The sequence below is a fragment of the Mycolicibacterium gadium genome, from assembly GCF_010728925.1.
GTDB classification, from domain to species: Bacteria; Actinomycetota; Actinomycetes; order Mycobacteriales; family Mycobacteriaceae; genus Mycobacterium; species Mycobacterium gadium.
Window position 1 is genome coordinate 2,857,386 of sequence record NZ_AP022608.1, and the last position, 13,239, is coordinate 2,870,624.

The 13,239-nt window shown below is 64.9% G+C and carries 12 protein-coding genes; 5 read left to right on the forward strand and 7 right to left on the reverse strand.

Going from position 1 to position 13,239, the window contains the following annotated elements; all coding sequences use genetic code 11:
* Nucleotides 1-35 precede the first annotated feature (35 nt).
* Nucleotides 36-1,211: an FAD-dependent oxidoreductase gene (locus G6N36_RS13975; protein WP_179964788.1), complete on the reverse strand. Its 1,176-nt coding sequence runs from the start codon at nucleotides 1,209-1,211 to the stop codon at nucleotides 36-38.
* A gap of 45 nt (nucleotides 1,212-1,256) precedes the next feature.
* The gene (locus G6N36_RS13980; protein ID WP_163687018.1) at nucleotides 1,257-1,703 is read right to left on the reverse strand and encodes an Rv2324 family transcriptional regulator; all 447 of its coding nucleotides are present in this window, start codon (nucleotides 1,701-1,703) and stop codon (nucleotides 1,257-1,259) included.
* A gap of 113 nt (nucleotides 1,704-1,816) precedes the next feature.
* On the opposite strand from G6N36_RS13980, the gene ddaH reads away from it, so the two are divergent.
* Genes ddaH through G6N36_RS14000 form a run of 4 tightly spaced genes read left to right on the forward strand, consistent with a single transcriptional unit; the run spans nucleotide 1,817 to nucleotide 6,323 of the window.
* Nucleotides 1,817-2,680, forward strand: coding sequence for a dimethylargininase (gene ddaH, locus G6N36_RS13985; protein ID WP_163687019.1), 864 nt, complete (start codon nucleotides 1,817-1,819; stop codon nucleotides 2,678-2,680).
* Entirely contained in the window at nucleotides 2,653-3,927 is a 1,275-nt protein-coding gene (rocD, locus tag G6N36_RS13990) for an ornithine--oxo-acid transaminase (RefSeq protein ID WP_276067507.1), read from the forward strand. Before ddaH ends, rocD begins: the two co-directional genes overlap by 28 nt.
* Nucleotides 3,928-3,942: 15 nt before the next feature.
* Nucleotides 3,943-5,445, forward strand: coding sequence for an amino acid permease (locus tag G6N36_RS13995; RefSeq protein WP_163687021.1), 1,503 nt, complete (start codon nucleotides 3,943-3,945; stop codon nucleotides 5,443-5,445).
* Nucleotides 5,442-6,323: a universal stress protein gene (locus G6N36_RS14000; RefSeq protein ID WP_163687022.1), complete on the forward strand. Its 882-nt coding sequence runs from the start codon at nucleotides 5,442-5,444 to the stop codon at nucleotides 6,321-6,323. The genes G6N36_RS13995 and G6N36_RS14000 overlap by 4 nt, the downstream gene beginning before the upstream one ends.
* 85 nt (nucleotides 6,324-6,408) lie before the next feature.
* Here G6N36_RS14000 and G6N36_RS14005 read toward each other — a convergent pair whose 3' ends face one another.
* From G6N36_RS14005 to G6N36_RS14020, 4 genes are all read right to left on the reverse strand, one after another.
* Nucleotides 6,409-7,263, reverse strand: a complete 855-nt coding sequence (locus tag G6N36_RS14005; RefSeq protein WP_179964789.1) for a mycofactocin-coupled SDR family oxidoreductase — start codon at nucleotides 7,261-7,263, stop codon at nucleotides 6,409-6,411.
* Nucleotides 7,264-7,329: 66 nt separating this feature from the next.
* Nucleotides 7,330-8,574, reverse strand: a complete 1,245-nt coding sequence (arcA, locus tag G6N36_RS14010) for an arginine deiminase (RefSeq protein ID WP_163687023.1) — start codon at nucleotides 8,572-8,574, stop codon at nucleotides 7,330-7,332.
* 26 nt (nucleotides 8,575-8,600) lie between these two features.
* On the reverse strand, nucleotides 8,601-10,049 hold the full coding sequence (locus tag G6N36_RS14015) for a basic amino acid/polyamine antiporter (RefSeq protein ID WP_163687024.1): 1,449 nt from the start codon (nucleotides 10,047-10,049) through the stop codon (nucleotides 8,601-8,603).
* A gap of 23 nt (nucleotides 10,050-10,072) precedes the next feature.
* Nucleotides 10,073-10,912: an SHOCT domain-containing protein gene (locus G6N36_RS14020; protein ID WP_163687025.1), complete on the reverse strand. Its 840-nt coding sequence runs from the start codon at nucleotides 10,910-10,912 to the stop codon at nucleotides 10,073-10,075.
* An 85-nt stretch (nucleotides 10,913-10,997) separates the two neighbouring features.
* Between G6N36_RS14020 and G6N36_RS14025 the strand changes: the two genes are divergently transcribed.
* Entirely contained in the window at nucleotides 10,998-12,389 is a 1,392-nt protein-coding gene (locus tag G6N36_RS14025; protein ID WP_235690045.1) for an MFS transporter, read from the forward strand.
* Here G6N36_RS14025 and G6N36_RS14030 read toward each other — a convergent pair.
* Entirely contained in the window at nucleotides 12,364-13,218 is an 855-nt protein-coding gene (locus G6N36_RS14030) for a cutinase family protein (RefSeq protein WP_163690676.1), read from the reverse strand. The genes G6N36_RS14025 and G6N36_RS14030 overlap by 26 nt on opposite strands.
* Nucleotides 13,219-13,239: the final 21 nt, after the last annotated feature.

Genomic DNA, 13,239 nt, shown 5'->3' on the forward strand with positions numbered 1-13,239 from the left:
TCGCTCAGTGAACGTTTGCGCACCGAAATCGCTGATTAACCGAGGACGTCGGCGATGGGTGCGCCCGCCGCGATCTTGGAGCGGGCCTTCATGACCTTTCCCGGCATGCCGCCGCCCACCACTCCGGCGACGATGCCGTCGCGCTCGTAATACGCCAGGAACTTGCGGCCGTCGTCCTCGACGACGTGCACGACGTCGTCGGCCTCGGGCTCGCCGAGGCACTGGATCTTGACGTCGTACTGGTCGCTCCAGAAGTACGGCACCGACACCGTCGACGGCGCGTCCTGGCCCAGCATCGCGGGCACCAGCACTCGTGCCTGGTCGGCGACGTTGCTCCAATGTTCCACGCGCACTTGGTGGCCAAGGGTGTGGCGCCACGACGCGACGTCGCCGATCGCCCACACATGAGGTGCGCTCGACCGGCCACGGTCATCGCAGACGATCCCGTTGTCGATCTCAAGGCCGCTGCCGTCGAGCCACCCGGTGGCCGGATGCGAACCGATACCGACCACGACGAGATCAGCCTCGAGTTCGGTGCCGTCGCCCAGGACCACCCTCTCGACCCGCTCGGATCCGCTGACCTCCGACACCCCGACGCCGCATCGCACGTCGACGCCCTCGGCGCGGTGCAGCCGGGCGACCAACTCGCCGATCTGTCCGCCGAGTACCGATGCCAGCGGCGACGGCTGCGGCTCCACCAGGACGACGTCGACACCCATGCCGCGCAGGCTCGCCGCGACCTCGCACCCGATGAAACCCGCACCGACCACGACGGCTCGTGTCGCCGAGCCCGCCTCCGCGCGCAACGCAAGGCTTTCGTCGAAGTTGCGGAGGACGTGGATCCCCTTGAGATCCGGGAACGACGGGATGCGCTTGGGCACCAGACCGGTGGCGATGATCAGCTCGTCGTAGGGCAACTCGGTGCCGTCGGCGAGCGTCAGCGTCTTGGCCGCGGTGTCGACCGACCGGGCTCCGCTGCCGAGCAACACGGTGATGTCGTTCTCTTCGTAGAACTCGGCGGGCTTGAGCGTGACATCGTCGGTCTCGGCGCGCAGCACTTCTTTCGACAGTGGCGGCCGGTCGTACGGCAGATGATCCTCGTCGCTGACGATGGTGACCGGTCCGGCGTACTCGGAACGTCGGAGCTGTTCAGCGGTGCGGGCGGCGGCCAGACCGCCGCCGACGATGACTACTCCCCCAGTGGTGGACATGCGCAGATTTTGCACGATGGCTCCCGCGAATTGTCCGCCACCCCGTCAGCTGCGGTCCCTATCGATGATGTTGGTCAGCACGACGATGCTTTCGCTGCGTTCGACGTCGGCGGCCGAGCGAATGCGCTCCAGCGCTTCTTCCAGATGCCGCATGTCTCGTGCGAGCACGTGCAGGATCGCGTCGGCCGTCCCGGTGACGGTGGCCGCGCCGATCACCTCGGGGATGTCAATCCAGGCCGCGCGCAACCGTTCTGGCGTAATCGTGCCGTGGCGGAACACCTGCACGTACGCCTCGGTGTTCCAACCGAGCGCGCTGCGGTCCACCACCGTGGTGAAGCCCCGAATGACGCCGTTGTCGAGCAGTCGATCGACCCTGCGTTTCACGGCAGGCGCCGACAGGCTCACCCGTTCGCCGATCTCGGCGTACGTGGCACGCGCATCGTTGGCGAGCTCGGCCAGAATGCGCTCGTCTGTCTGGTCCAGACGGTCCATCATCACCTCCACGCAACAAATCACCGATATCCTAGCTTCTGCACAATGAATCATGCGTTAATACGCAAGAGACGGTGATTGATTGCAAAAATTCTGGGCCATATCGTTGATTTATGACGATTGCAGATGTCGCCGCCGCCCCACGCAGGCGCCCCGGCGCCGACGTACCGCCAGAACGTGTGCCCTCGATACGGCGCTACGCCATGACGGCGCCGACGTTCTTCACCGTCGAGTACGCGATCAACCCGTGGATGGACACCTCGGTGGCTGTGGACACCCACCTCGCGTTCAACCAGTGGGAAACCCTGCGGCAGACGTACAAGGAACTCGGCCACGCTGTCGAGTTGATCGAACCCATCGTCGGGCTTCCCGACATGGTCTACGCCGCCAACGGCGGAATGATGGTGAACGGCAAGGCCGTCACCGCTCGATTCACCTATCCGCAGCGCGCCGGCGAGTCCGCCGCGTATGCCGAATGGATGACCCGCCACGGCTATCGCCCCGCCGACACCCGGCACACGAACGAAGGCCAGGGAGACCTGCTGGTCGTCGGTTCGATCGTGTTGGCGGGTTACGGCTTTCGCACGCAACGGCAGGCACATGACGAAATAGCGGCCATCCTGCAGATGCCTGTCGTCAGCCTCGAACTCGTCGATCCGCGCTTCTATCACCTCGACACCGCGCTCGCCGTGCTCGACGCCACCACGATCGCGTACTACCCACCCGCATTCAGCGACCCGTCCAGGACCAAACTGCTCGAGCTCTTCCCCGACGCCATCGAGGTGGGCAGTGCCGATGCCTACGTCCTTGGCCTCAACGCGGTGTCCGACGGTCTCAACGTGGTGTTGCCCGCCGCGGCGACCGGCTTCACCGAACAATTGCGCACCGCCGGCTTCCGGCCCATCGGCATCGATCTGTCAGAGCTGCTCAAGGGCGGCGGATCCGTCAAATGCTGCACATTGGAGGTGCATCCGTGACCGTTGTCGACATCATGAGCAGCACCGAAGCGGCGATCGCGGTGGACGGCCGCTACGTCGCGCACAACTACTCGCCGCTGCCGGTGGTCGCCACCAGTGCCGACGGCGTCTGGGTGACCGATGTCGAGGGTCGTCGCTATCTCGATTGTCTGGCGGCGTACTCCGCCGTCAACTTCGGTCATCGCAATCCGGAGATCACCGCGGTGGCCCACGCACAGCTGGACAGCCTGACTCTGGTGAGCCGCGCGTTCCACTCCGACCGGCTCGGCCCGTTCTGCCAGTCGCTCGCCGAACTCTGCGGCAAGGAGATGGTCCTGCCGATGAACAGCGGCGCGGAAGCGGTGGAGAGCGGTATCAAGGTGGCGCGGAAGTGGGGCACCGACGTCAAAGGCGTGCCCGCGGGTCAGAGCAACATCGTGGTGGCGCACAACAACTTCCACGGCCGGACCACCACGATCATCAGTTTCTCCGACGACGAAACGGCTCGACGGGGTTTCGGGCCGTACACCCCCGGGTTCCGCTCGGTGGCGTTCGGTGACGCCGATGCACTGGCGGCCGCGATCGACGAGAACACCGTTGCCGTGCTGCTCGAGCCGATCCAAGGTGAGGCCGGGATCGTCGTTCCGCCCCGCGATTTTCTGCCCCGGGTCCGGGCACTGTGCACCGAACGCAACGTGCTCATGATCGCCGACGAGATTCAGTCGGGGCTGGCGCGCACCGGTCGCACATTCGCATGCGACCACTTCGGGGTGGTGCCCGACATCTATTTGCTCGGCAAAGCCCTGGGCGGCGGTGTGGTTCCGTTGTCCGCCGTGGTCGCCGACCGCGATGTGCTCGGGGTGCTGCACCCCGGCGAGCACGGCTCCACGTTCGGCGGCAATCCGCTTGCCGCGGCCATCGGGACGACGGTCGTGGCAATGTTGCGGCGAGGTGAATTCCAGTCGCGCTCAGCAGAACTCGGAGAGCATCTGCATGCGCGGCTGCGCGCGCTCATCGGGTCCGGTGTGGTCGCGGTGCGTGGAATGGGGCTGTGGGCCGGCGTGGACATCGATCCGGCGCTCGGCACGGGAAAGCAGATCACCGTCAGGCTGGCCGAACGTGGTGTGCTGGTTAAGGACACGCACGGTTCGACGTTGCGCTTCGCACCACCGCTGGTGATCACCGCGGCGGAGATCGACTGGGCGATTGACCAATTCGCCGACGTTTTGGCCGACTCGGGTTCACACTTGTCCGGTACTGCGTTATAGCTCATAGGAGGCACTATGACCGCCCCATCGCCAAGCCTCTCCGCCCAGATGTTGCGGCGCCGACCGGTGATTGGTGCGCCGGTTGCACATGGCGCCTCCGACCACCTCAAACGAAGTATCGGCGTTTTTCAGCTGACGATGTTCGGCGTCGGCGCGACCGTCGGCACCGGAATCTTCATCGTGCTCCAGGAGGCGGTGCCAAAGGCCGGTCCCGCGGTGCTGATCTCGTTCGTGATCGCGGGCATCGCCGCGGGCCTATCGGCTATCTGCTACGCGGAGATGGCGTCCGCCGTGCCGGTTTCCGGATCAACCTATTCGTACGCCTACACGACGATGGGCGAATTCGTCGCGATGGGCGTGGCCGCATGCCTGCTTCTCGAATACGGCGTCTCGATGTCGGCGACGGCTGTCGGATGGAGCGGTTATCTGAACAAGCTGCTGGACAACTTGTTCGGATTCACTCTGCCGCAGTCGCTGAGCGCTTCGCCGTTCGCTGAGACACCGGGCATCGTCAACCTTCCCGCCATGCTCTTGATCGTCATGTGTGCGCTGCTGCTGATCCGCGGTGCCAGCGAGTCCGCCACGGTCAACACCGTCATGGTGATCATCAAGTTGGGTGTGCTGGCGCTGTTCGTCGCAGTCGCTTTCACCGCGTTCACCACCGACCACTTCGCCGGATTCTGGAAGGCCGGCTTTGCCGGAATTACCGCGGGTGCGGCCACCATCTTCTTCACCTTCATCGGACTCGATGCGGTTTCCACTGCCGGCGATGAGGTCAAGAATCCACAGAAGACCATGCCGCGCGCGATCATCGCCGCGTTGATCGCGGTCACCACCATTTACATCCTGGTGGCGTTCGCCGGCTTGGGCACTCAGGACGCCGAAGCATTCGGATCCGAAGAACAGTCCGAGGCAGGGCTTTCGGTCATCCTCGAGAATGTTCTCGGGGGCGCGACCTGGGCCAGCACGATCCTCGCCCTCGGTGCGGTGATCTCGATCTTCTCGGTGACACTCGTGGTGATGTACGGGCAGACCCGCATCCTGTTCGCCATGGGCCGCGACGGGTTGCTTCCATCGATGTTCGCCAAGGTCAACCCTAAAAGCATGACACCGGTGAACAACACCATCGTCGTGGCCGTCATCACGGGGCTGCTGGCGGGCTTCGTCCCCATCGACTACCTGTGGGACCTGGTGTCGATCGGCACCCTCGTCGCCTTCATCACGGTCTCGGTCGGCGTGATCATCCTGCGACGCCGCGAACCGGACCTGCCGCGTGGCTTCAAGGTTCCCGGCTATCCCGTTACGCCCATCCTGTCCATCGCCGCCTGCGTATGGATCCTGTACGGCCTGCCCCCGAACACCTGGCTGTGGTTCGGCGCCTGGGTGGCAGCGGTTCTGGGCTTCTACTTCCTGTGGAGTCGCCGTCACAGCGCGCTGAACGACGGCGGTGACGGTCTCATCCCCGCCGCCGCGGCGCAGGAGGACGAGGTGTTACTTCCGCCGAAGGATCCTCAGTGAGCGTCGCAGTCGGCTATCTGGCCGGCAAGAGCGGCCGGTCGCCGCTCTACCTTGCGACGGAAGCCGCGAGGACGCTGCGGACGTCGCTGACCGTGGTGACCGTGGTACCACGGCCGTGGATGACGCCCTCGATAGCCCGCATCGATGCCGAATACGCCCAGTACGCCGACCAGCTTGCCGCCGACTCGGCGAAAGAGGCGCAGGAGTGCCTGACGTCGATCGGCACCGGCATCAAGGTGGACTTCCACAAGGTCGCACACCGGTCGGCTTCCGGTGGGCTACTCGAAGCCGTCGACGAGCTCAAATCCGAAGCGCTGGTGCTGGGTTCGGCGGCCGACGGAAAGCTCGGGCAGGTCGTCATCGGTTCGACTGCGGATCGGTTGCTGCACTCGTCATCGGTGCCGCTGTCCATCAGCCCGCGAGGCTACCGCGGCACGAAGGCCGGCGGATTGACCCGCATCACGTGCGCCTATCCGGGCACACCGGAGTGTGTGTTCGTGGTCGAACGCGTTGCGGCGCTTGCTCAACGACTGGGCGTCCCGATGCGGGTCATCACCTTCGCCGTCAGGGGTCGCACCATGTACCCGCCCGAGGTGGGGTTGCACGCCGAGGACTCGTTACTCGAAGCATGGGCAGCTCAGGCCCGAGAAACGTTGGCCGAGTTGAAATCCAAGGGCGTGGTCGGCGATGACGTCGAGCTGCAAGTCGCCACCGGCAACGGCTGGGATCAGGCGATCGACGCCGTCGATTGGCAAGACGGCGACCTGCTCGCCATCGGCACGAAACCGTCGGGCGGAATCGCCCGGGTGTTTCTCGGCTCCCGTGGGTCAAAGATCCTGCGGCACAGCCCGGTACCGGTCCTGGTACTGCCGGGCTAGCACTTACCTACTCGGCGAGCAGACGCGAAACTGCCCTAAATCATCCAAAAAAGGACGCTTTTGCGTCTGCTCGCGGGAGAAAAAACTAGTACTTCATCGTGCCGCGGTCGACGTTGATCTGGCTGCCCGAGATCGTCATCGACCCGTCGCCGGCCAACCACGCCACCACGTCGGAAACCTCTTCAGCAGTCATGAAGTCCTGCAGACTCGACGCGCCTTCCTGACTCACCGGGCGGTACGGGAAGGGCTTGAAGCTGTGGATGAAGCTCGGGAACTTTCCGAAGAGCTCCATCATCGCTTCCTTCTCCACCATCGGCGTGTCGATGGAGTACGGATGGATCGAGTTCACCCGAATCCCATACTCGCCCACCTCCAGCGCCAGCGAGTTGGTCAAGGAGGTCAGGCCGTGCTTGGACGCCGCGTAGTGGCCGTTGCCCGGAGTGGCCTTCAGTCCCGCCGACGAGCTCACGATGATGATCGAGCCGCCGTTGCCCGCCTCGATCATCGCCGGAACGGCGGCGCGGATCGTCTTCCACGTGCCGTTCAAGTTCACGTCGATGACGGCGTTCCACTGTTCCTCGGACATCTCGAAGAGGCGGCCCCAGCTCAGCACGCCCGCGTTGGCCACCAGGATGTCCAGCCGACCGAACTGCTCGATCCCGTCGGCGACCATCTGCTGCAGTGCGGCCAGATCACGCACGTCGACCTCACGCGACAGCACCTTGCGGCCCGTGGCTTCCACCGCCCGTACGGTCTCGGCGAGTTCCTCCGAGCTACCCAGCGGGTAGGTGATCGTGTCGGAGATGGGTCTGCAGACATCGATGGCGATGATGTCGGCGCCCTCGCCGGCCAACCGGATCGCGTGCGCCCGACCCTGGCCGCGCGCGGCCCCCGTTACGAATGCCACTCGCCCTTCCAGGGGCGCGTCAGTCGCCGTCACCGCTGCTCCTTTCGTGAAGCTGCGGACCAGGCTAACAGCCGAACTGGAACGTGTTCTAGTGCCCGGTCAGTCGAGGCCGTCGCGGATGATCGGACAGGTCATACAGTGCCCGCCGCCGCGGCCGCGGCCCAGCTCGGCGCCGACGATGGTGATCACCTCGATACCCGCCCTGCGCAGCAGGGTGTTGGTGTGGGTGTTGCGGTCGTAGGCGAACACCACGCCCGGCTCGACGGCTACCAGGTTGTTGCCACTGTCCCACTGCTGGCGTTCCGAGTCATACTTGGTGCCACCGGTTTCCACGACCCGCAGGGCGTCCAGTCCCAGCGCGGCGGCCACCACTTCGACGAAGGGTTTCGTCGCCTCCTCCACCTCCACACCCGGGTCGGCATCGCTGGGATGCAAGATGAACGTCTGGATCGAATCGACGATGTCGGGATACAGGGTCACGACATCGCGGTCGGCGAAAGTGAACACCGTGTCCAGGTGCATGGCCGCGCGTAGCTTCGGCATTCCGGCGACGATCACCTTGGTCGCCGCCTTCTCGGCGAACAGCTTGGCGGCCACCTGCGTGATCGCCTGACGTGAGGTGCGTTCGCTCATCCCGATGATGACGACACCGTTGCCGGGCACCAGGACGTCGCCACCCTCGATCGTCGACATCCCCCACGACTCCTCCGGATCGCCCCACCACACCGTCGAGCCGACGAAGTCGGGATGGAACTCGTAAATGGCCTTCATCAACAATGTTTCGTCGTGTCGCGCGGGCCAGAAGAGCGGATTGAGCGTCAGGCCGTGATAGATCCAGCAGGTCGTGTCGCGGGTGTAGAGCGTGTTCGGCAGTGGCGGCATCAGGTACTCGGTGACGCCGGTCGCCTCACGGGCCAGGGAACGGTACCCGGACTGGATCTCAGACGGCAGGTCTCGGGTCGACATGCCGCCGATCAACAACTCCGTCAGTCGCTGGGGTATCAGCGAATTCAGGAAGCCACGCGTGTCGTCGACGAGCCCCAGGCCGACTTCGTTCGGCACGATCTTGCGGTCCAGCAGCCAGTCTTTGGCTTCGGGGATTTCCATCGTCTCGGCCAGGAGGTCGTGCAGTTCGACCACCTCGACATCGCGGTCGCGCATTTTGTCGATGAAGTCGAAGTGGTCGCGACGAGCGTTCTGCACCCACAGCACGTCGTCGAACAGCAAGTCATCGCAGTTGGTCGGCGTGAGTCGCTCGTGAGCCAGACCCGGCGAGCACACCAGCACCTTGCGCAGCTTGCCGACCTCGGAGTGAACGCCGTAGTTCGCAGAAGGATTCGTCACTTCAGTTCCTCTCAAACGTCTGCCCGCTAGATTTCGATCGCTCCAGTTGCCAAGGACACCACAGCTGCGATGGCGCCGAGGAGAATCACCCCGAACAGGACCGCCTCGGCAGGCCGGAAAACGCGAAGACCGCGTTCGCGTCGTGCTTTGAAGTAGAGCGCCGCCGCCGGCGCGTACAGGATGCATGACAGCAGGAGCTTGTCGACGCCTGCCGCATAGACCAGGAACAGGGTGTAGACCGTCGCCAGGCCGGCGATCACCATGTCCGGCACCAGCGATTTGCCGTCCCCGTACGTCTCACGGGTGGCCGTCAGCTTCAGCGCGTAGGCCGCCGCGAGTAGGTAGGGAATCAGGGATAGCGCGGCAGTCAGATCCAGCATGAAATCGAGTGCGTCGGCGGCGAATAGCAGTGCCACCAGAAGCAGGGAGATCAATCCGGCGGCCATGATCAGTGCGGTGACGGGTGCGCCGTGGCTGTTGGTGCGCGCCAGGAACTTCGGCATGTCCTCGGACTTGGCGGGAATGTAGAGGACTTCCGCAGCCATCAATGTCCACGCCAGATACGCGCCCAGTACCGAGATGATCACACCGACGCGGATGAAGATTGATCCCCAGTGTCCGACAACCGATTCCAGCACTGCGGCCATGGACGGCTGAGTCACACCGGCGAGCTCGTCCTGGGGCATCACACCGTAGGAGACCAGCGTGACCAAGGCGAAAACGCTCAGCACACCGAGGAAGCCGACGACCGTGGCGCGGCCCACATCCTCGCGTTTGCGCGCCATCCGCGAATAGACGCTTGCGCCCTCGATTCCCAGGAACACGAACACGGTGATCAGCATGGTCCCGGTGGCTTGGTCCCAGATCGCCGAGAACGAATATCCTTCTGCACCACCCCAGAAATTGTCGGCGAACACATCAGCCTGAAACGCGATACCCACGATCACGATGAACATCAGGATCGGCACCACCTTGGCGATGGTCACGATGTAGTTGATGACGGCCGCATCCTTGACTCCGCGCATCACCAAGGCCGCGAACAGCCAGACACAGATCGCGGACACCACGACGGCGAGCACCGTGTCCCCCGCGCCGAACGCGGGTACCAACGCGCTCAACGTCGCCGTGATCAGCACCCAGTACGACGTGTTGCCCGCGCAGGCCGATGCCCAGTAGCCAATGGCCGAGTTGAATCCGACGTAGTCGCCGAAACCTGCCTTGGCGTAGGCGAAGATGCCTGCATCGAGGTCCGGCTTGCGCATCGCGAGGCGCTGAAACACGAACGCCAGCATCAGCATTCCGAAGCCGGCGATCGTCCACGCGATGAGGGCCCCGAGCACTCCGGTCTCGGTGCCGAACCGGCGTGGCAGCAGGAAGACCCCGGCCCCGATCATCGAGCCGACCACCATCGCGGTCAGCGTCGGGAGGCTGACCTTCGGATCTCTTTTCGGTGTGGCCGTCTCGATATCGGTCATCGCGATCCACTCCTGAGCGTTGACTACAAGTCAGCTAAGATCTGTTGACGCATGGCCGTGTATTCGTCGTCTGAGATCGCACCGGTGGCGCGCAGGGTCTCCAGCTCCTGCAGACGCTGCGCAGTCGACGGTTCGGCTGGCGCGGACGCGAACTGGGCCGCCGAGGGCGCTGCCGCCTGCGCCGGAGCGGCGGGCGCTTGTGCTGCCGCAGCCCGCCGCACGACTGCCTGCACCTGTTGGCGGGCGGCCGGATTGGCACGCAGATCGATCATGTTGTTCAGGCCGATGTTGTTGGCCTTGAGGATTTGCAGGATCTCCATCAGCGGCCCGACCTGTCCGGACAGATCGTAGGTCCTGTTGTCCTCGGCGATGGTGAAGGTCGCAGGCATCATGCCGCTTACCAAACTGCTTCTTTCCCAGTCGATTTGATATTCGTTCGTGGTGGGGTCGACCAGTGCGACGAGCTTGCGGCTGGTGATCATCGGCAGTCGCGAAATCGACGCGATCACCCGATCCTGGCTGGCGAACGGCGCGATACCTGGCCCGGAGATCTGCAGATCGATCTTCACGAGGGGCTGCTCGTTGATCCGCGTCCCGGTTTCGTGAATCCCGACGACCTGCGCCAGCGCCAGCACACCGGCCTGTTCCAGGGCCTGCGTCTTGGCGGCCCTGTTGGCGCCCATGCTGGTGATACCCAGGGCGATCAGCACGTCGAGGACGGTGATCGCCAGACCCGCCCAGAACATCCATTTCATGATCGGTTGCGCCCCAGACGCGAAGTAGATCGCCAGGAAGATGGGGCCGACGATGCCGCACAACAGCACAAACGCCTGAATCTTGACGTACCGCCAGAAAGTGGACATAAGGCCAAGCTCCTATGGAAAGTGGTCGTCGCCTCGCGTGTCAGATTAGCCCGAATTCTGCAGTTATGAGTCGTATCGTCGGGCGGTGGTCGCGGGGTCAGAGTCGACGAAACCTGTGAAGGCCCGGTGGGTCCTGGCGGCCGTCTCGATGGCATTGTTCTGCGTGCAAATCGACTACTTCGCGGCCAATCTCGCGCTGCCGCGGATGGCATCCGATCTCAACAGCACACCGTCGGACCTGCAATGGGTGATCAGCGTCTACATGCTCACGTTGGGCGCCTTCATGGTTCCGGCGGGGCGGATCGGTGACATCTTCGGGCGCCGCAAGGCCTTGATGGCCGGCATCGCTTTGTTCGGTCTGGCGTCGGCCCTGTGCGCGGTCGCCCCGTCCGTGCCGCTGATCGTGGCCTTCCGCGCGCTGCAGGGACTCGGTGCCGCGCTGATCTTCCCGGTTTCGGTGAGCGTGCTCACGAATGCCTTTCCCGCGGTCAAGGCCAGCCATGCCATCGGGTTGGCTTACGGCATAGCGGGTTTGGGCAACGCCGCGGGCCCGCTGATCGGCGGCCTGCTGACCGACACCGCTGGCTGGCGGTGGATCTTCTGGCTCAACGTTCCACTGACGTTGGTCTCACTCGCGCTCGGCGCGTGGAGCATCGGCGAGTCCTCGGATGAGACTGCCCCGCATCGTCTCGACATCATGGGGCTGGCGCTGATCACCGCCGGAATCGGCTTGTTCACGTTGACATTTGACCGAGCGCCGCACTGGGGGTGGGTCTCGGTGCCCACCGTCGTCGCATTTGCGGGGTCGCTGGCCGCGCTCTCGCTCTTCGTCGTCGTCGAGAACCGGGTGCCGTGGCCGTTGGTCAATCTGTCGCTGATGCGCAACGCCCGCTTCGCGGTGCTCGTGATCGCCGGCGCCACCGCGAACATCGCCTACGCGGTGGCGATCTTCCTGTCGACGCTGAACCTGCAGCAGATACGGGCGCTGGACCCCCTGATGGCAGGTCTCGTCTTCCTCGGCCCTTCGGCCGGCGCCGCGCTGGGCGGCGTGCTGTCGGGACGCCTCGCCGCCAACCGGCCGCCATTGCTCGTGATGGGGGTGACCAGTGGAGGGGCGGCAATCTCGCTGGCCGCCCTGGCGGCGTCGGGCGAATGGATCGTCTATCTGCCCGCGTTGTCGGCGTGCGGGTTCACGTTGGGTTTGGTGTACGCGTTCACCACCATCGCCACCCAGGCCGTCGTACGCCCCGAACGGGCCGGCGAGGCGGCGGGCGTGACGCTGACGGTGTTGGTGACACTCGCCGGAGTCGGTGTCGCGGTGTCGGGAACGGTGCTGGAGATGCTCGAGCGCGGCGGTCAGTCGACGGCGAGCGCGATCGACACGATCCTCGGGGTGCTGGCGGCACTGCTGGTGATCGCCAGTGCGCTGGTCCTGTGGATCGCGCGCACGCCTACCGGGTCGGTGCGCTCGCGCTGAGCGGGACGATCGGCTGGGCCTCGGGCGCCTGGGCGTCGGGACCGCCGAGCAGGAAGTACAGCGGCGCCGTCCAGTCCAGGCCCGTCGTCGAGGCGTAACTGGTGTGAATCGCCACGCCCCGTGCGTATGACACCGAGGATTCTTCATCGTCGGGGTTGTAATCGCAGACGGCATCGCCGAGATCACAAACACTGATCGTGCGCGCGCCGATGGCCGGCGACATCGGGCCGGGTGCATGCGCCAGGATCGGCCAATCCTGCGCGGCCCCCTTGCCGCGCTCGGGAATGCCACTGGCCGTCCCCAGGTTCAGGGTCGGATCCTCGGGCAGGCGGTCACCGTCGGCGACCAGCAGCACCGCGGCGAGATTAGGGCTGGCTTCGAGCGCCTGCAGATTGCGGTGCACGACCATCGCGCCCTGCGAATAACCGGCGAGCACCACCTTGGTTGCCGGACAGCGCTGGACAAACCCCTCGTATTGCTTTCCCAGCGCCGCCGCTCCGGCATCCACACTTCCGATGAAACCCAGCCACTCACCGACACCGCCGTCTTCACCCGGCGCCTCGACGGCGGGGTACTCGACTGCTTCGGCGGTCATGGTGCGACCGTCCTCCTGCACCTGGGCGGACAACTCCTGCAGGGACTGGTAGACCACGCGGCCCATTCCGTCGTTCTGCGCCACCTCGGCGGGCGTGCGCTCGCCGGAGCCTGCGGCGCCGATCCAGTGCACATCGGGGCAGGCGCTCTGCGCTGCCGCGGTACCTGAGGACAGACCGACGAGTGCGGCACCGGCGAAGGCGGCACACGCGAGTGTGGCGACGCGACGGAACATGAAATCCATACCCTTCTTGAG